The sequence below is a fragment of the Shewanella sp. MF05956 genome (assembly GCF_059758055.1).
Map to the genome: position 1 here is coordinate 93243 of NZ_JCAYNV010000010.1, position 16882 is coordinate 110124.

13 protein-coding genes are annotated in these 16882 nt (G+C 42.8%); 7 read left to right on the plus strand and 6 right to left on the minus strand.

Annotated features, from left to right (window positions below):
* Nucleotides 1-242: 242 nt before the first annotated feature.
* From ardB to AC19MX_RS12535, 3 genes are all read right to left on the minus strand, one after another.
* Nucleotides 243-596 carry an acrylate reductase cytochrome subunit ArdB gene (ardB, locus tag AC19MX_RS12525; protein WP_498298432.1) on the minus strand — a complete coding sequence of 118 codons (354 nt, stop codon included), beginning with the start codon at nt 594-596 and terminating at the stop codon, nt 243-245.
* A 28-nt stretch (nt 597-624) separates the two neighbouring features.
* Complete coding sequence (ardA, locus tag AC19MX_RS12530) at nt 625-2145, minus strand: acrylate reductase flavoprotein subunit ArdA (protein ID WP_498298434.1); 1521 nt, start codon at nt 2143-2145, stop codon at nt 625-627.
* Nucleotides 2146-2493: 348 nt separating this feature from the next.
* The gene (locus tag AC19MX_RS12535) at nt 2494-4023 is read right to left on the minus strand and encodes a DUF3612 domain-containing protein (RefSeq protein ID WP_498298436.1); all 1530 of its coding nucleotides are present in this window, start codon (nt 4021-4023) and stop codon (nt 2494-2496) included.
* 147 nt (nt 4024-4170) lie between these two features.
* Between AC19MX_RS12535 and AC19MX_RS12540 the strand changes: the two genes are divergently transcribed.
* Nucleotides 4171-4689, plus strand: a complete 519-nt coding sequence (locus AC19MX_RS12540; protein ID WP_432402333.1) for an aldolase/citrate lyase/malate synthase family protein — start codon at nt 4171-4173, stop codon at nt 4687-4689.
* Nucleotides 4690-4847: 158 nt separating this feature from the next.
* On the opposite strand, the gene ccoG is transcribed toward AC19MX_RS12540, so the two are convergent.
* Nucleotides 4848-6305, minus strand: a complete 1458-nt coding sequence (gene ccoG, locus AC19MX_RS12545) for a cytochrome c oxidase accessory protein CcoG (RefSeq protein ID WP_498298438.1) — start codon at nt 6303-6305, stop codon at nt 4848-4850.
* A 231-nt stretch (nt 6306-6536) separates the two neighbouring features.
* Nucleotides 6537-7979: a sigma-54 interaction domain-containing protein gene (locus AC19MX_RS12550; RefSeq protein WP_432402329.1), complete on the minus strand. Its 1443-nt coding sequence runs from the start codon at nt 7977-7979 to the stop codon at nt 6537-6539.
* A gap of 353 nt (nt 7980-8332) precedes the next feature.
* Here AC19MX_RS12550 and AC19MX_RS12555 point away from each other — a divergent pair, with 353 nt between their 5' ends.
* From AC19MX_RS12555 to AC19MX_RS12570, 4 genes are read left to right on the plus strand one after another with little or no spacing between them, the layout of a single operon-like run.
* Complete coding sequence (locus tag AC19MX_RS12555; RefSeq protein WP_498298440.1) at nt 8333-9010, plus strand: methylamine utilization protein; 678 nt, start codon at nt 8333-8335, stop codon at nt 9008-9010.
* Complete coding sequence (locus tag AC19MX_RS12560) at nt 9000-11327, plus strand: putative bifunctional diguanylate cyclase/phosphodiesterase (RefSeq protein ID WP_498298442.1); 2328 nt, start codon at nt 9000-9002, stop codon at nt 11325-11327. The genes AC19MX_RS12555 and AC19MX_RS12560 overlap by 11 nt, the downstream gene beginning before the upstream one ends.
* Nucleotides 11327-12169 carry a DUF3034 family protein gene (locus tag AC19MX_RS12565; RefSeq protein ID WP_498298444.1) on the plus strand — a complete coding sequence of 281 codons (843 nt, stop codon included), beginning with the start codon at nt 11327-11329 and terminating at the stop codon, nt 12167-12169. The genes AC19MX_RS12560 and AC19MX_RS12565 overlap by 1 nt, the downstream gene beginning before the upstream one ends.
* Entirely contained in the window at nt 12169-12600 is a 432-nt protein-coding gene (locus AC19MX_RS12570; RefSeq protein ID WP_498298446.1) for a group I truncated hemoglobin, read from the plus strand. The genes AC19MX_RS12565 and AC19MX_RS12570 overlap by 1 nt, the downstream gene beginning before the upstream one ends.
* A 58-nt stretch (nt 12601-12658) precedes the next feature.
* On the opposite strand, the gene AC19MX_RS12575 is transcribed toward AC19MX_RS12570, so the two are convergent.
* Nucleotides 12659-13852: a cyclic di-GMP phosphodiesterase gene (locus AC19MX_RS12575; protein ID WP_498298448.1), complete on the minus strand. Its 1194-nt coding sequence runs from the start codon at nt 13850-13852 to the stop codon at nt 12659-12661.
* Nucleotides 13853-14260: 408 nt separating this feature from the next.
* On the opposite strand from AC19MX_RS12575, the gene AC19MX_RS12580 reads away from it, so the two are divergent.
* Nucleotides 14261-15616: an isochorismate synthase gene (locus tag AC19MX_RS12580; protein WP_498298450.1), complete on the plus strand. Its 1356-nt coding sequence runs from the start codon at nt 14261-14263 to the stop codon at nt 15614-15616.
* A 257-nt stretch (nt 15617-15873) separates the two neighbouring features.
* On the plus strand, nt 15874-16554 hold the full coding sequence (locus AC19MX_RS12585; RefSeq protein WP_432402315.1) for a 7-cyano-7-deazaguanine/7-aminomethyl-7-deazaguanine transporter: 681 nt from the start codon (nt 15874-15876) through the stop codon (nt 16552-16554).
* Nucleotides 16555-16882 lie beyond the last annotated feature (328 nt).

Genomic DNA, 16882 nt, shown 5'->3' on the forward strand with positions numbered 1-16882 from the left:
TTAATTCCAAAAACCAACTTAGTACATATTAATAACAAGTAACTCACATACCTCTAAGATCAATTAAATCTAGTTAGTTATTTAGTTATTTAGTTATTTAGTTATTTAGTTATTTAGTTATTTAGTTATTTAGTTATTTAGCAAGATAAAGACTACCGTTAAAATAATAAATATAAATTAGCATTAAAAATAAAGCCGCATATTAATATGCGGCTTTAAATGCTAATAAAGATTAAATTAACTTACCCTTTATGCTTATCAAACTTAAACGTATGACAGTTACTGCATAATGGCTCTTTTGTTTTATGTTCGCTATGACACTCTTGGCAAGGAACATCTTTACCATAGTGAAGGTTGTTATGTGGATTTTGCCACTTGTCTTCTTCACTTCTGGCGGTTTTCTTAGCTAACTCATCAACATCATGACACTGCAAACAGGCTTGATCCGATGGAAACTGCTTAATGCCATTGTCATGACAGGCTTTACAGTCTTTACCGATAACCTCTTTATGGTAGTCACGGATCTCTGCTGACTGTACTGATAAACTGGTTAATCCAAGTAGTACCAGCCCAAGTATAATATTAAAGTTTTTCATTAATGATTCCTCTTGTTCACTGGTCTAATTAAACTTTCATGATGCTGCGAGCGGCTGTCATACCCATCACCATACATTCTGGGATAGAACAACTGCCTAAACGGCTAACGCCATGAATACCACCACACACTTCGCCAGCGGCATAAAGTCCTGGAATAGACTGATCAGTCAAGCTATCTGTGACTTCGGCTTTAGTATTCACTTTTACGCCACCCTGGCAGTAATGTACTTTTGGCCATAAACGCACAACCGTAAATGGTGCTTCAATAATCTTGTTTTTAGCCAAGGTCATATCTTTACCAAATTGCTTATCTACACCGCTATTAACATAGCCGTTATATTCTGCGATCTGCTCTTTTAACGCTTTGAGTGGCACGCTGAAGTGTTTAGCCAACTCTTCTACAGATTCAAATTTCCAACCGACATTGTACTTAATGACTTTTTCGGTATTTGGATGGGCTTTAGAATCTTTAAAGCTGGAGATCAAAATCGGCGGTACAGGATTACCTTTCTCATCACGGTTACTTAATTCAGCATCAGCACGGATTTTACGGTCGGCAATTTCATTCATAAAACGCTTACCGGTGGTACGGCTAACCGCAATTGAATGAGGCATGTTGAAAATGGAATAGTTAGACACATAACCAAAGCCACCTTCATCAGGAGAAGCCCAAGGACCTGATTGAATATGAGCTAAATGCACAGGAATAGCACCTAAACGGAACATTTCGAACATGCCCTCGCCTGTTGCACCTGGGGCGTTGGTACAACCAACATCTGCCGTTAGGGTTGGGTCTTGCGCCATACGTAGATTAACGTTTTGCGCAAAGCCACCAGTCGCCATAATCACACCTTTTTTGGCGCGAATATTTAAGACTTTACCTGGCTGGTCTTCACCGAAATGATAATTTTGACGCATTTTAACGCCGACAACTTCACCCTTTTGGCCGACTAAAAAGCCTTCGAATTTAGAACGATTGTGAGTGTTTACACCAATACGTTTACACTCTTTGTACAATGGTTGAGTGATACCTGCGCCACAGCTTACTGACGTTTGGTAAGTACGTGCAACCGAGTGACCACCTAACTGTTGTAAGTAAGGATGGTATTCAGAACCCGCATCTAAGGTCATTTGTAACGCTTCAACTGCATGCGATGCAACGTGGCGCAACAAAGCTTCATCGGCAATACCACGGCCTGAAGCCAATTGGTCATTAACCATTCGGTCTACCGAATCTTCAACACCTTCTTTCTTTTGCATTGGCGTACCAGGCGCTGCAAATAAGCCACCGTTAATCGCCGAGTTACCACCAAAGTAGGACATCTTTTCAAATATATGGACGTCTTTTGCACCATGTTTAGTCGCTTCAATTGCCGCTGCTAAACCTGCAAAGCCAGAACCAATAATAACGATTTCGACTTCTTTGTCCCATTTAACACCGTCAGCCTTTTCAGACACTGCCATTGCTGGTGCTACCATCGCTGCACCAGCAGCAATACCTAGACCTGCAATAAACTTACGGCGCCCTAATAGATCTATATTGCTCATAGGTTATCACCCCTTTTTATATTATTGACGCTTCATCATATCGTTGGAATCAATTCCAAAATGGGAACTAATAATAATGTTTGATGAAAATATCGGCGGATATCGACTAATCAATTGTAGGTAGGACTTTTAGGGGGATTTGTTACGGAACATCGATTTTGGAACACAGTCCAACTCATGAAGCATTGGGTGATAATATTTTATGCTGCTTAGTCGTTATCTCAATAAACGCTTTGAAAAAAGACCCTGTGCCATTATCGGTTAATCGTAACAGCACTTGTCACAACAGGTCATTAACATGCCATAAGCCGCCTTTGCGCTAGACGGCTTATGCATATTGGTTAACCGCTAATTATCTTCACACAAATTACGCCCTGCGGCATAACAGCTTGGTTGGCGAGGACATACTGCGCCACGAGAGCAAATTAAGCGCGCTTCGCTTTTAATCCCGCGTTCAATCCAATTAATATTGAGGATTTTCGCCACGCTGGTGAGGTCTTTTTTAATGTGTTGAGGAATAACAATTGAGCCACCGTTACCAGCGCAAGCTTGTTTTAAATCGTTGGCAATAGATTGCGCGTCTTTGCCTTGCGCCTCAATTGCTGGATTTAAATCGATACCGGCACATAACACATGCGGGTTACCCGCTGAGTCATCGACCTTGACCGACTCACAACAGTAAATTCGCGGTTCATTGCCAACATTTAAAATCGATATTTGCGCCGATGTGCCTTCAACCGGTTCGCTGATCATTCTAAATACAGCCCAGTGCTGACACGGATCTTCCACTAGGCGCATATTGCCCCAAGGCAGTGGAATACCATTGCCTCGATACACCGCTTTAAGCTTACCTGGTGCATAAGCATCAAAGTAATGCCAGTGCGGGTAAGGCGATACCACAGTCATGCGGCGCATGGCCACTGAGGCAGAAACCTGCAATTGTTTATGCACGCTAATTTCATAGCCGTGACGGTCAAGTAATTGTCGATACGGCACTTTAGGGCACAGTAACGCGCCGGCAAAAAAGCTTGATTCAAAATCACGCCACGCGTGCAAAATATCTTGCGCGTTTAAGGTATTTGACTGAGGCACAAGTGCATCATCAAAGTCATCACGGCGGCCCGACATCATCACACTCTTTAAGCCGTCTTTATTGTGCAACACGCAATGGCCGATGTGCACCGCCAAATCATACCTCAATCTACTGGGTCTGTTTTTCAACACGTTACTGATATAAATAGTGCCTGGCGGTTCAAAAAAAGAGGTAACTAATTGCTTAGAACTCAACCCCATTTCATTGATGACTTCTTTCGGAGCCCGGTCAATCCACTTGATTTTTAACCCCATACCTTTGGCGATATCGATAATATCTTCGGTGGCCAACGGCATGCGTTTTAAGCCCACTTCTTCGGCGGCACGTTCTAAATCTGGAAAGTGATTTTGATGATGCTCCTGGTGTGCGCGGATCAGCAAATGGGCAAATTGACGGCCACTGGTGCCGGTTTGCGACAGCATTTCAGGAATGGCAATTTGCAGAATGTCATTCGAAAATAAAAAACTTGGCTCCAGAGGCATGCCACTGATGCCACCTTTGTTACCTTTTTCGGGCGTAATAGCTTCATCTTCGGGCACGTCATCGAGAAACCAACCCACTTCTTTTTGGAAAACAACCGCAATCACCGCCAACATATCTGCACTCGGAACCCGTTTTCCGCGTTCAATCATCGACAAATATGACACAGATGGCGAATTGCTCGAGTCAACACGTACACAACGTGCCGACAAGTCTTCCATTGTTAAGTTGTTGCGTTTACGCAAGTTTCTTATCTTTGTGCCCAAAAAATGGGTCTTTCGCATTAAGCTTTTTTCATTTCTCATTTTGTATAATTCACACTGTAAAATTTTTATTGTGAAATTGTTTGTAAAAATAGCATAGACTAAAAATCAAGCTGCGAACAAGGCTTAATGATAAACAATAATTAAAATGGTTCTGTGACCTACAACAATACGAAGAGGAATAAGGCGATGAATATGTCTACTCAAGCAAGCTCTACAGCCACCCAAAACCTTAACCGCTTCATTGGTGAGCAATTTGTGGCGACCACTAACCAAAATGACCGCAGCACAAATGCAAAAGAATTTTTGGATGCGCAATTCCCATTAGCCGATGGCTCACATCAAGATGTGTCTAGTTATGTGGTTTACTACAATCACTTACTGGCTTTCTTAAAAGATGGCACCCAGTGTGGCTTACAAAATCCATGTCAATTTGTGGCGTTAACGGGTCACAAAAATGAACCGACTTCTGTGGTATTAAAAAACAACGATACCCATGTTGAAATTTGTTTTGACCGCCTAGGTAAGCTAGGTGCTAGTGACGACGCTAATATTGAAGATATTCAGGTGTCTATGCCAATTAAAAACTTACCAACACCTTACAAGCAGTGGATCAGCTTATTACACACTAGCTGCCAGCCTACTGAAGGCAACTGCAAGGTATTTACCGCTAAAGACGGTAGCGATTACGCACTACATCAGCGTTAATACATACTCGAAGTGATGCATTGTGGTAGCAATAGATATTCAACACAGTAAATAGTGACAATAAAATTGCGGCCATTAAACAAAAAAGGCTTCTCCCATTTAATCAATGTGAGAAGCCTTTTTGTTATGGTGTTAGTTGTACATTGATGACTTGGTGATTACGGCCAAAAAAAGCGTGATTGCTGCGCCACGTGATTTTCAGGCTCTACTGGTGTTGGATTTACCGCACTGTAAACTTGGCTCACACTAAATTGCAGTGTTTGCTGACTCGCATCATCGATTCGCTCATTGCGACGAGCGCTAACCGTAATGGGGTAATCTAATTGCTCACCGGGTTTTATCTGCACCACGGTATCGGTCACTATGGTAAACGTTGGCGCTTTATCACTGAGCACCGTAATCTTATACACCGCAGCTTGCTGGGTTTTATTGCGAATTTTAAGTTGATAACTGTTTTCGACAGTATCGATACCCACTTCACGGTACAAGGTTTGACGGTCGCGAATCACATTAAGCTGAATATCGCTCAATTGACTTAAATCGATAATAATTAACCCAATCATAATCAGTAAAGCACTGGCATACCCTAAAGCTTTTAACGAAAACAAACTGGCTTTGGGTTGGCCTTTCAACACGTTTTCGCTAGTAAAGCTGATTAAATTGGGTGCATAACCAAATTTGTCCATGGTTTGATTGCACGCATCAACACAGGCCCCACAGTTAATGCATTCGTATTGTAAGCCGTTACGAATATCAATGCCTGTTGGACAAACATCAACGCATAAATTGCAGTCAACACAGTCACCTAAATCTGTTTTTTGTGAGCGTTTACGCGGCCCTCTAGACTCGCCACGCGCAGCATCGTAACTTACCGTTTTGGTATTTGCATCAAACATCACCGCCTGAAAACGTGAATACGGACAACAATGCAAGCACATCATTTCACGCATCCAGCCGGCATTTAAATAAGTGCAAAGCGCAAAAAACCACACCCACGTACCGGTCCAAAAACCACTGCTTGCGCTAAAAATATCAATGTACAGTTCGCGCGCAGGCATAAAATAACTGATAAATCCGCAGCCCGTAAGCAACGCAAATACTATCCACAGCGCATGCTTAGTGACACGCTTACGCAATTTACTTAACGACCACGGCGCTTTGTCTAACGCTGCCCGGTGATGATGGTTACCCTCAACTTTTGCTTCAACCCACATGTAAATAAATGTCCAAGCGGTTTGCGGACACAAAAAACCGCACCATACTCGGCCCCAATACACGGTCACAAAAAACAGCGCAAAGGCGGCCGCCATAAAAAACCATGCTAATACGGTAAAGTCTTGTGGCCATAAGGTGAGATTAAAGAAAAAGAATTGTTGCTCAGTAACATCAAACAGAATCGCTTGGCGCCCCTGGTAATTAATAAATGGCAGCAGAAAAAATACCGCGATTAATAGGGTACTACTGTACTGACGTAATCGTTGAAATATTCCCTTTTGCTCACGCACATGAATTTTAGTCGACGGCGTGGCAATTTGAACCACCGGAATACGTTGCGACGTGCGGATGTTGGCACTCGGCTCGGCCACTGGCGCGGTGTGATTTGATGAGTTGGGCATAACTGGTTTCCTATAACACGATACTGCCTTGCTATAGCAAAGACTGCGCCAACTACAAATTAAACATAACCATATGATTTAAATTGTTTTTAAATAAACCTCGTTCGTAATGAGTCACGATATAACGCGTAAATGGCGATATATCGCGACTCACTGTAAAACTTAAAGAGCGCGTTATTGAGATAATGAGTGAGATAGATGTAAATAGTTGCTGGATAATAAGTGAATCACTTAGCGTGTGATGGCGAGTTTTTTCATGCGCGAACGTAATGTGCTAGCAGGCATATCGAGCATGGCTGCAGCGCCTTGAGGCCCTGAAATACGCCAATGGGTAGCATTTAACACCGCAACAATGTGAGCCGCTTCTGCTTGGGCCATCGTTAAAGTGCTGGTTGCTAGCGGTGACGCCACAACTGCGGGTAAGGTATTAAATGACAATTGGCCATTAGGCGACAAAATAATTTCTCGCTCAATCAAGTTTTGCAGTTCTCGTACATTACCGGGCCAGCTGTACTGTTGTAAGTTTTTTAATCCTTTGGTACTGACTTTAGTGATTTTTTTGCCTAATTTTTTACCCAATGACGCAGCTAAATCGCTCACCAATTGTGGAATATCTTCACGGCGATCTCGTAGCGGCGGTACGGTGATTGGAAATACATTTAAGCGATAATATAAATCCATTCGAAACAAACCCTGCTCAACTCGAGCAGCTAAATCATGGTGAGTCGCGGCAATTAAACGGATGTTTACGCTAATGGTGTCGCTGCTGCCTACCCGCTCAAAACTGTGTTCTTGAATAACGCGTAACAGCTTTGATTGGGCAGATAAACTCAGCTCAGCAATTTCATCTAAAAATAATGTGCCATTATGCGCTAACTCAAACCGACCTTTACGTCTTGCTGTTGCACCGGTAAATGCGCCTTTTTCATGACCAAACAGCTCGCTTTCTAATAATGCACTGGAAAAAGCCGCACAGTTGACGCTCACCATGGGTTGATCTTTTCGATGACTCAAGCGATGCAAACTACGGGCAACTAATTCTTTACCTGTGCCATTTTCACCGCAAATCAAAACGGTACTGTCAGTATTGGCCACGAGGTTAATCTGTTGCACTAATTGTTTAATCGGTTGGCTGTTGCCTGACAACCCTAGCGCACCTTGTTGGCCTTGCAGTTCAGTCAGTAAATATTGGTTTTCTGATGCGAGGCGTTCAGACAATGCCTGCACTTGCGCTAACGCTTGCCTAAGGGAATGTTCTGTATGTTTTTGCATACTAACATCACGAAATATCGCGATAACGCCCACGAGTTTGTGTTGATGATAAACTGGCGTTGAGCTGTAATACACCGGAAAGCTGCTGCCGTCTTTACGCCAAAAAACATCATCAGAAACTTGCCGCGGTATCGCGTCATGCAAGGTGCGATAAATGGGGCAATCGTGCTGTGGATAATGAGTCCCATCAGCATGGCTGTGATGATGACAATCGTGGATATTTTTGCCGATCAACTCTTCATTTTTCCAGCCAGTCATTTGCTCAGCGGCGGGGTTAATAAATACCGCATTTCCGTCTAAGTCAAAACCGTATACGCCTTCAGTCATGGCATTCAACAATAAGGTGTTTTCAGGTAAAAAATGGTTAGCTGTTACGATTAAATCGGTATCTGAATGAGCCATTTTCGCCACATCTGTTGCAAATCATGGTACCAGTATAACCAGGTCACGAAATATCGCGACTTAATACTCACCTCTGTATGAGATTTATGCCTTTAGCACTCAATTTACTTAACCATTACGCACGACCTTTTCGATATATAAGCTAAACTGATAGAAACACGGGCTTTATTGTTATAGTGTTGCTTATAATCAATCGGTTACAAACATTTATGTGATTAGTGAGTATCGTCCGAAATAAGCGTCCCTAACCCTGATAGGGATGACGTATTTATCAATGTTGTGGGTTATGATGGACAATGCTTACCGGGTTAACTTTTATGTTACATGCATACCAAGAAGGCGAATAAAAACCAATGACTCGACTCACTTACTGTTTATTGTGTTTATCTTATTTAGTGTGTTCCTCGCTAAGTGCAGCCTCTTTAACGGTAACTATCACCGATACTCAGGGCGTCGCATTAGGTGATGCCGTTGTCGAATTAACCCCCATCACGGCAACAGAGTTACCACCCACAACGCCGCAGCATTATGAAATGCGCCAACAAGATCGTATTTTTTCACCGTTTGTCCTTGCTGTACCTCAAGGTGCTCAAGTCGATTTCCCTAACTTAGACCGCACTCGCCATCATGTTTATTCTTTTTCTGAAGCCAAGCAATTTGAATTAAAGCTGTATGTTGGCAAAACTGAGTCGCCAATTTTATTTGATCAGCCAGGTTTAGTGGCCATTGGCTGTAATATTCACGACTATATGCAAGCCTTTATTTATGTAGCAAAAAGCCCTTATTTTGCGTCAAGCGATGACAAGGGATTGGCCAACATTACCGATTTACCGGCTGGCGAATATAGCGTGACGCTTTGGCACCCTTGGCAACAAGCAGAAACGGCCCCGACGACAATGATGATTAATAAAGAGATTGATGCTGTTACATTAACATTGGATGTTGATAGACAAGATAAGCCTTCTTCACCGCCTGGCGGCTTTGGTGTTAACCTCAATGCAAGTTCACACGTAGGACAACATGCCAAATAGTTTCCGTAGCCGGCTGATTATTGCTTTTTTACTCATATTAACGCTAATGCAGTTAACCACAGCGCTGTTTGTGCTGACCGCAACGCAACGAGACTACCGCCAACAACAAGCTCAAAACCTCAATATTGGTTCAAATATTTTTGTTGAAATGTTGTCAAATCGAAGCGACCAGCTCAGTCAGAGTTTATCATTATTGAGCGCTGACTTTGGCTTTAAACGCGCGGTGGCTACGGGGGAGCAAGACACCATATCATCGGTGTTAGCTAATCACGGTCGACGGATTAATGCCAATGCGGTCATATTATTGTCGCCAAAAGGCACATTACTGTCATCAAGTTTGCCAGGGCTTACGCCAGAAAATATCGATGACCTATTTGCTTTAACCCAAAATCGTTCAAACAGTGTCGATATCTTTAATGTTGACCACAGTAGCTACCAATTTGTGTTACAACCCGTAAAAGCACCCACATTAATTGCTTGGGTGGGCATGGGGTTTACCATGGATAAAGCGGTAGCTGACCAGGCCAAGACCATTACGGGCATTGATATTAGCTTTATTAACCAGTCAGGTAGAGTCGATATCGTGTCAACGTTGCCCGAAGGTTTACAGCAACAAGTGTTGGCAAACATCACCCAAATAGCACAAAACGTGGATAACTTTAGCGACACGGTTGTCAGCGAGTATTTATCCACTACGATTGCCCTTGATAAAAACAGTGGCCACCAGTGGGCGGTGTTACACCAGTCAAATGAAAAATGGCAACAAAGTTACGATGCGCTGCGTAACAATATGCTGGTGATATTTGCGATCACCTGTTTATTGGCATTCTTAATAGCCGCCTGGTTTGCAGGCGGGCTCACCCAGCCTATTTACGCCCTGGTTAACTTTGCCCGAAAAGTCGGTCAAGGTGAAAATCCGCAACCCATTATGGGTGCGCCAGCAGAACTGCAAGTGTTAGCCAATACCTTGTCGGTAATGCGGGAGAATATTGAGTCGCGCGAACACGATTTAGTCTATCAATCACAACATGACAACTTAACCGGTTTGTATAACCGTGTTGCGGCGAAACAACAACTCGGCCAGCTTTTAATGCAAATGCATGGCTGCATCGCGATGATAGACATTAAAAACTTTCGACATTTAAATAATATTATCGGCTTTGCGAATGCCGACAATTTACTCATGCTGTTTGCCAGTCGCTTAGAAAGCTTATCGCCAACGACTGCATTAATATCCCGTTTAGATGGAGACTCATTTTTATTGTTATTTCAACCCGGTATTAGCCGTGAACAACTCGACATTTATTTACAGCAACTGACTAAGCCTTATGATATTGAAGGCTCTAAAATCAGCGTGAATGTGCGTGTTGGATTGGTTGAGTTAAGTGATGACTATGACCACACTGATATCGACAAGTTAATTCGCCACGCAGAAATAGCATTAAATCAAGCCCGTATTGAATCGTTAGCCATTGCCACTTATTTGCAAGGCGAGGATGAGCGTTATCTGCGCGAGTTAATGATTATTCGCGATTTACCGATTGCCATTAGTCAGGGGCAACTGCATTTGGTATTTCAACCTAAAGTGGATATTCACAGCAATCGCTGCGATAGCGCCGAGACATTAATTCGTTGGCAGCATCCGCAACTCGGGTTTATTCCGCCAGATGAATTTATTCGTTTAGCTGAAAACTCGGGCAATATTTCGATGATCAGTGACTGGGTGCTTAACGCCACAGTGAAACAATTAGCCCAATGGAAAACTCAGGGAATTGAGCTAAAAGTTGCGATTAACTTATCGGCTCACGATCTCACTAATGCCCAACTGCCTCAAGATATTAAACAGCTGTTAGCTGATCATGATTTACCGATTGAAGCACTGTCGATAGAGGTTACCGAAGGCGCGGTGATGAAGGACGCTCAAACGGTTATCGCGGTATTGCAGCAATTTAAAGGTATTGGCATCGCCATCGCCATTGATGACTTTGGTACCGGGCATTCGTCACTGGCCTATTTAAAGCTGTTACCCGTAAATGAAGTTAAAATTGATCGCAGCTTTATTAAAGATATTCATACAGATGCCACAGATTTAATGATTGTCGACACCAGTATTCGGCTCATTAAAGGGCTTAATTTGTCTGTGGTTGCTGAAGGGGTTGAGTCAACAGAAGGTATCGACATTTTACGTCGACTCGATTGCGATATCGTACAAGGTTATGTGTATTCAAAACCGCTTAAAGCGGATGATTTTGCAATATGGTTTAGCCAATTTAATCAGGCCGATCTGGCCGCTAAACTCAAAGATACGGTGAGTTAATGTTTCGAAATATATTCATCATCAGCCTATTTATTGTGGCGGGTATAAGCCTGCCAGCACATGCCGATACGAGCAAAGTGATTGCCACTGGTGGTGCCACTACCATTGAAGGTACGGCGGGCGGCGGAATTGTGCCATGGGCAGTCATAAATGGTTATGCCAGCTCAGACCAATGGTCAGTAACCGCAATGAATACCCAGGTTTCAGTTGATGATTTTACTTTACATGCCGTTGGGGCATCGCTGAGTATCAATAATCGATTCGAGTTAAGTTTAGCTAAACAGACTTTCGATCTCGACACTATGGGCGGCAAGCTTGGCCAAGATATTGTTGGCGTTAAATACAAACTTGCAGGCGAATTACTTTACAGTAATCTGCCGCAAATAAGCGTAGGCATGCAATACAAACGCGTTGATGACTATGCCATTCCACAAGCGGTGGGAGCACGCAATGATTGGGGGCTAGATGTGTATCTTGCGGCCAGTAAAGTGTATTTTGATGCTATTGCCGGTCGCAACCTAGTAACTAATTTAACCCTCAGAGCTACCAAGGCTAATCAAACCGGATTACTGGGTTTTGGCACCGCGACAGACAACAATTATCACCTGCAAGCAGAAGCTTCTATTGCGTTACTGTTATCCGACAGCTTTGCTGTGGGTTATGAATACAAACAAAAACCCGATCAACTCGGCTTTGCCAAGGAAGATGACTGGCAGGATATCTTTGCTGCCTGGTTTATCAATAAACATGTGTCTCTTGTAGGTGCATATGTCGACTTGGGTAGTATTGCGGGTTTTGAGCAACAAAAAGGCTGGTATTTATCGATTGAGGGGACATTGTAATGCTCACTGCTAAGCACTATTTCATCAGCTTATTCGTTGGCTTACTGCTAGTCGGTTCAGGCTGCGCTAATCAACCGACAACCTTGTATCAACAGTTGGGCGGTAATGCTGGCATTAGCCTAATTACTGATGATTTTTTGGTAAACCTGTCACAAGATAAACGCATAGTGCATCACTTTGCTCAAACTGACATTGAGATATTTCGCCAACGTTTAATTGAGCATTTATGTGTTGTGAGCGGTGGAGGCTGTGAGTATCAAGGAGCATCTATGTTTGATGCGCATATTGGTTTACACATTAGCCAGGCGGATTTTGATGCCGTTGTCGGTCATTTGATTAACGCATTAACACAACAAAACGTGTCTATTGGTACACGTAATGCGTTACTGGCTAAGCTCGCCCCCATGTATCAAGACATTACCTATCATTAAATAGGCCGTCAAAGAAGTTATCCATCGCAGCACTCACTGACTGCGATGTCATTTTGCCTTAATAAAATGGCGTTGGGTCGACTTCTAGCGTCCCTGGTGATACACCACGTTCGATATTCAGCTCTGCTTTATGTAAATCAACCATAGTCACTTCGGTATAGCGTTTATGCTTTAACGAATAAAAGCATTTTACAATAGGATGTAAAGCATCACGTCCTTTTGAGTCCCATACAATACCCACGCGTTCATCAGACAGTTGCACAAGCGAACCCACTGGGTAAATGCCCACACAGCGGATAAACTCATAAACCAGTTTTTGGTCTAAATGAAACGGCGTCAAACTGAGCAAAATTTTAAATGCTGCCGCCGGACTCATGGCTTCTTTGTAACAGCGAGTTGCGGTTAGCGCATCGAAAATATCAACAATACAGCTCATGCGACCATGTTGAGGAATTTGGTCTTCGGTGAGTCCATGAGGATAGCCTTTGCCGTCAAGCTTTTCATGATGCATTAAGCACACATCTTTACTCACTTGCGACAATCCTTCGGTCTCGCGCATAATTTCAGCAGCATACACTTGATGCAACTTCATGTGCTCAAACTCTTCCGGAGTTAGCCTTCCAGGTTTATGCAGCACTTCATTATCGACTTTGATTTTGCCGATATCATGTAAAATACCGCCCACAGCCATTTGCTTAAGCAATTCACGCTCAAGCCCTAGGTGCTTGCCAAAAGTAACCAGTAAGAATGCGACGTTAATTGAGTGTTCAAGAAGGTAGGCATCTTTTGTGCGCAATGCTGAGATACATTTAAACGCGTCGGCATCATCCATCACCGACTCAATCATTTTGTCGGCAACGTCTTCAAATTGACCCACTTCGATAGGTTTACCCTCGAAAGTTTCAGACATCACTTTTTTGATCAAACCTTTGGCTTCGGCAAGTAACTTTTTAGCTTGTGCCTGTTGACCATCACGAGTCACCGTTGCTTTACGTGCCAATGGATTAGCGGGTGCGTTAGCGCGGTCACCTTTTTTTAATCCGCAGGTATCTGACGAGCGATCAACATCGACCCACACCACTGCGATATTGTTCTTTTTGAGCTTAACAATTGCGTCACGATGCTTTATTTGGCCAGGATTGCGAATATCGACTTTGCTTTGTTGACGATCGATAGCGGTAACAAACATGCCAAGGGCAAGTCTATCAACAGGGATCTTAATGACATTGCTTGATTCAACTGAATCGCCCATGCACACGTACTCCGGGAAGAAAACTTAATAATGAGACTTAGCTCACAGATTGAGCGCTACTATTTTGAACTACTTTACGCCACTATTCTATCGATTTTAGTCAGTATAGTCTTTTGGTCACGGTATTATTGTGACTTATGTTTATACATGACTCATCGAAATAAACAATTCTTATGTTAATTGTTAGCTGTCGATTTTAACAAACAAGTTATCACCACCTCGTTAATAGTAAGCGCTTACAAAGTTAGGTAAGTGTTTTTCATAACGGCATAACATAATATGCCGCTTTCAAACTGTCTAAATGATTATATTAGTAATTCAGATCACACGATTTAACCTTGCTAATTGACAGTGTTTAATCGCTTTATTACCTTAGCTCTGTAGTGTTTATACGTGAGGTATTTCTTTTTGGGCCACTCCTTTTCATCACAATTTAATGAACTGATTACTAAGCTTAACCAGCTGAGTAAAGTGCCTGCGCGTGAATCTATTATCCAATTGTCGGTAGATGCTCCTGCATTACCCTTACTTTCCTGGTTAGCTGCTCAAAATCAATTCCCGAAAATTTATTGGCACGGTAGAGATCGAGATGAAGATGTCGCTGCAATTGGTGCCTGTAAAAGCTTCTTTTTTGAAGACCAAGTCGACGACAATGTCTTGGCACAGATTTATCAGCAACAACGTAATAAAACCAATCAGCAAGACATTCGCTATTATGGTGGCCTTGCCTTTGACCGCACAGTAGAAAGTTGGCCTGAGTTTGGCCGCGCACATTTTGTGTTGCCTAGAATTGAATTACGCCGAACCGGCAATACACTCAGAATACTGGTTAACCTCAATTTTGAGGGCACCGACGCTCAACAAGAAATTCAAGCTGCATTGACTGCCATTGCGCAAGTGAATAAACCGCAACCTTTGCCGCCGCCGCACAAAATGACTTTAATGGGGCGCAGTGATTTACCCCGTTATGAACGCTGGAAAGAGCTCGTTGAGCAAGTCACTCAAGAAAAGTTTAATCGCACCACACCTAAAGTGGTGTTGTCACGGCATACTCAAATTGATGTCAGTGATGATATCGATCCGTGGACAGTATTAGCATGTTGGCAAGGCAGAAACCCCAACAGTTTTCAGTTTGGTTTTCAATTTAGTCCGCAACGAGCCTTTATTTCATGTTCGCCTGAGCGTTTATATTTGCGCCGCCAACAAGAGCTATTTACCGAAGCATTGGCAGGTACGACTGTGCGTGGGCTTAACCCAGATGAAGACAATCTGCTGGCGCAAGCTTTATTAGATGATATTAAAAACAGCCATGAAAATCAGCTAGTAAGACAACATATTGTCGATGTGTTAACACCACTAAGCCAATACCTTGGGGCTGATGAACACCCTAAAATTTTTAAATTAAATCATATTCAGCACTTACATCGCTCAATTAGGGCTCAATTACAACCCGGCGTCAGTGACTTTGAATTATTGCGCGCATTACACCCTACGCCTGCGGTTGGAGGATTACCGCGTGAAGCCGCATTGAGCTTTATTCGTCAACGTGAAGGATATGTCAGAGGCTGGTACGCTGGAGCTTGTGGCTATTTTAATCGCAATGAATCTGAATTTTCGGTGGCAATCCGTAGCGCATTAATTGAACCACGTAGAATCAATTTATTTGCAGGAGCTGGGATTGTCGCAGGCTCAGACCCGTTGGCAGAATGGCAAGAATTAGAAAATAAATTAGCCACTGTGCTGTCTATTTTAATCGACTTTTAACCGCGCTTAAATCTTTCGCTTGAATATTACCCATGCTATTATCCCGCCCCCGTGTTTGCAGCCCTTTTTCCGCTTAAGTTAACCAGGCTAAAAAGCGCTAAGTAGCAACACAACCATAATGATAATATTCTCTGTAGTAGTCATTTATGAAACCGCTTTATAGCGATATGTCGCTAAACTGACATACATAAATACTGTTAACCGTATCAATAGCGGGTTCCCTCACCCCGCGCTAACCCAATTAAAAAGGCCACAATATGTTGCAGTTATCCCAGGCGAAATATCGCCGAGCACTGATGCTATTAGTCAGTTTTCACATCTTAATTATTTGCGCAAGTAACTACCTTGTTCAATTACCTTTTCAGCTGTTTAGCTACCACACCACGTGGGGCGCATTTAGCTTTCCCTTTGTGTATTTAGCCACTGACTTAACCGTGAGAATTTTTGGTCAGCAAGCTGCCAGAAATATTATTCTCAAAGCCATGATCCCTGCATTATTGGTGTCATATTTGGTGGGCGTGTTATTTCATCAAGGTCAGCTACAAGCATTTTCAGCGTTAGCAGAATGGAACAGCTTTGTATTCAGAATTGCCTTTGCCAGCTTTGTAGCGTATCTGATTGGCCAGTTGATGGACATTACGGTATTTGCTAAGTTACGCCGAGCAAAAGCATGGTGGGTTGCTCCTGCGGCATCGACCTTAATCGGTAATCTAGTCGATACGTTAGTCTTCTTTAGTGTGGCTTTCTACGCATCTAGCGACACGTTTATGGCTACCCATTGGCCCGAAATCGCTACGGTAGATTATGGCTTTAAATTAATCGTCAGTTTAGGCTTATTCTTACCAGCATATGGCGTGTTACTCAAAGTGCTTCAAGACAAGATTTTGTTCGACAGCCCTATCAATAACGAAAACGTCATTATTGAAGCGAATAAATAATCTGAACTCGAAATAGTCATACATCAAGCTTAGTCGTCGTGATTGCTAAGCTTGATGGTTAAATCCCACCCCATCAATTCACATCAAAGCTCAAAGTTCAAAGTTCAAAGTTCAAATTAGTCTACGCGATGCAAACTAGACATTGAACATGAGTAAACAGCCCTCTACTAAAACATCACCCAAACATCGATTCGATTAACGAGATGTCCCCATAATTAAGGCTATTGATTCTGTTAATGATGACAATGTAAAGATGATCATTTTATCGTTTAATGACTTGCAAACACAAATGAGAATGATTACTATTAATGTGCGTTCCAAAACTCAG

What these genes read in the sequence shown, in the direction of transcription:
- AC19MX_RS12585 (WP_432402315.1), top strand. Translation starts at nt 15,874, where the DNA reads ATGTTGCAGTTATCCCAGGCGAAATATCGCCGAGCACTGATGCTATTA.
- ccoG (WP_498298438.1), bottom strand. Translation starts at nt 6,305, where the DNA reads ATGCCCAACTCATCAAATCACACCGCGCCAGTGGCCGAGCCGAGTGCC.
- AC19MX_RS12570 (WP_498298446.1), top strand. Translation starts at nt 12,169, where the DNA reads ATGCTCACTGCTAAGCACTATTTCATCAGCTTATTCGTTGGCTTACTG.
- AC19MX_RS12555 (WP_498298440.1), top strand. Translation starts at nt 8,333, where the DNA reads ATGACTCGACTCACTTACTGTTTATTGTGTTTATCTTATTTAGTGTGT.
- AC19MX_RS12535 (WP_498298436.1), bottom strand. Translation starts at nt 4,023, where the DNA reads ATGAGAAATGAAAAAAGCTTAATGCGAAAGACCCATTTTTTGGGCACA.
- ardB (WP_498298432.1), bottom strand. Translation starts at nt 596, where the DNA reads ATGAAAAACTTTAATATTATACTTGGGCTGGTACTACTTGGATTAACC.
- AC19MX_RS12575 (WP_498298448.1), bottom strand. Translation starts at nt 13,852, where the DNA reads ATGGGCGATTCAGTTGAATCAAGCAATGTCATTAAGATCCCTGTTGAT.
- AC19MX_RS12560 (WP_498298442.1), top strand. Translation starts at nt 9,000, where the DNA reads ATGCCAAATAGTTTCCGTAGCCGGCTGATTATTGCTTTTTTACTCATA.
- AC19MX_RS12550 (WP_432402329.1), bottom strand. Translation starts at nt 7,979, where the DNA reads ATGGCTCATTCAGATACCGATTTAATCGTAACAGCTAACCATTTTTTA.
- AC19MX_RS12565 (WP_498298444.1), top strand. Translation starts at nt 11,327, where the DNA reads ATGTTTCGAAATATATTCATCATCAGCCTATTTATTGTGGCGGGTATA.
- AC19MX_RS12540 (WP_432402333.1), top strand. Translation starts at nt 4,171, where the DNA reads ATGAATATGTCTACTCAAGCAAGCTCTACAGCCACCCAAAACCTTAAC.
- ardA (WP_498298434.1), bottom strand. Translation starts at nt 2,145, where the DNA reads ATGAGCAATATAGATCTATTAGGGCGCCGTAAGTTTATTGCAGGTCTA.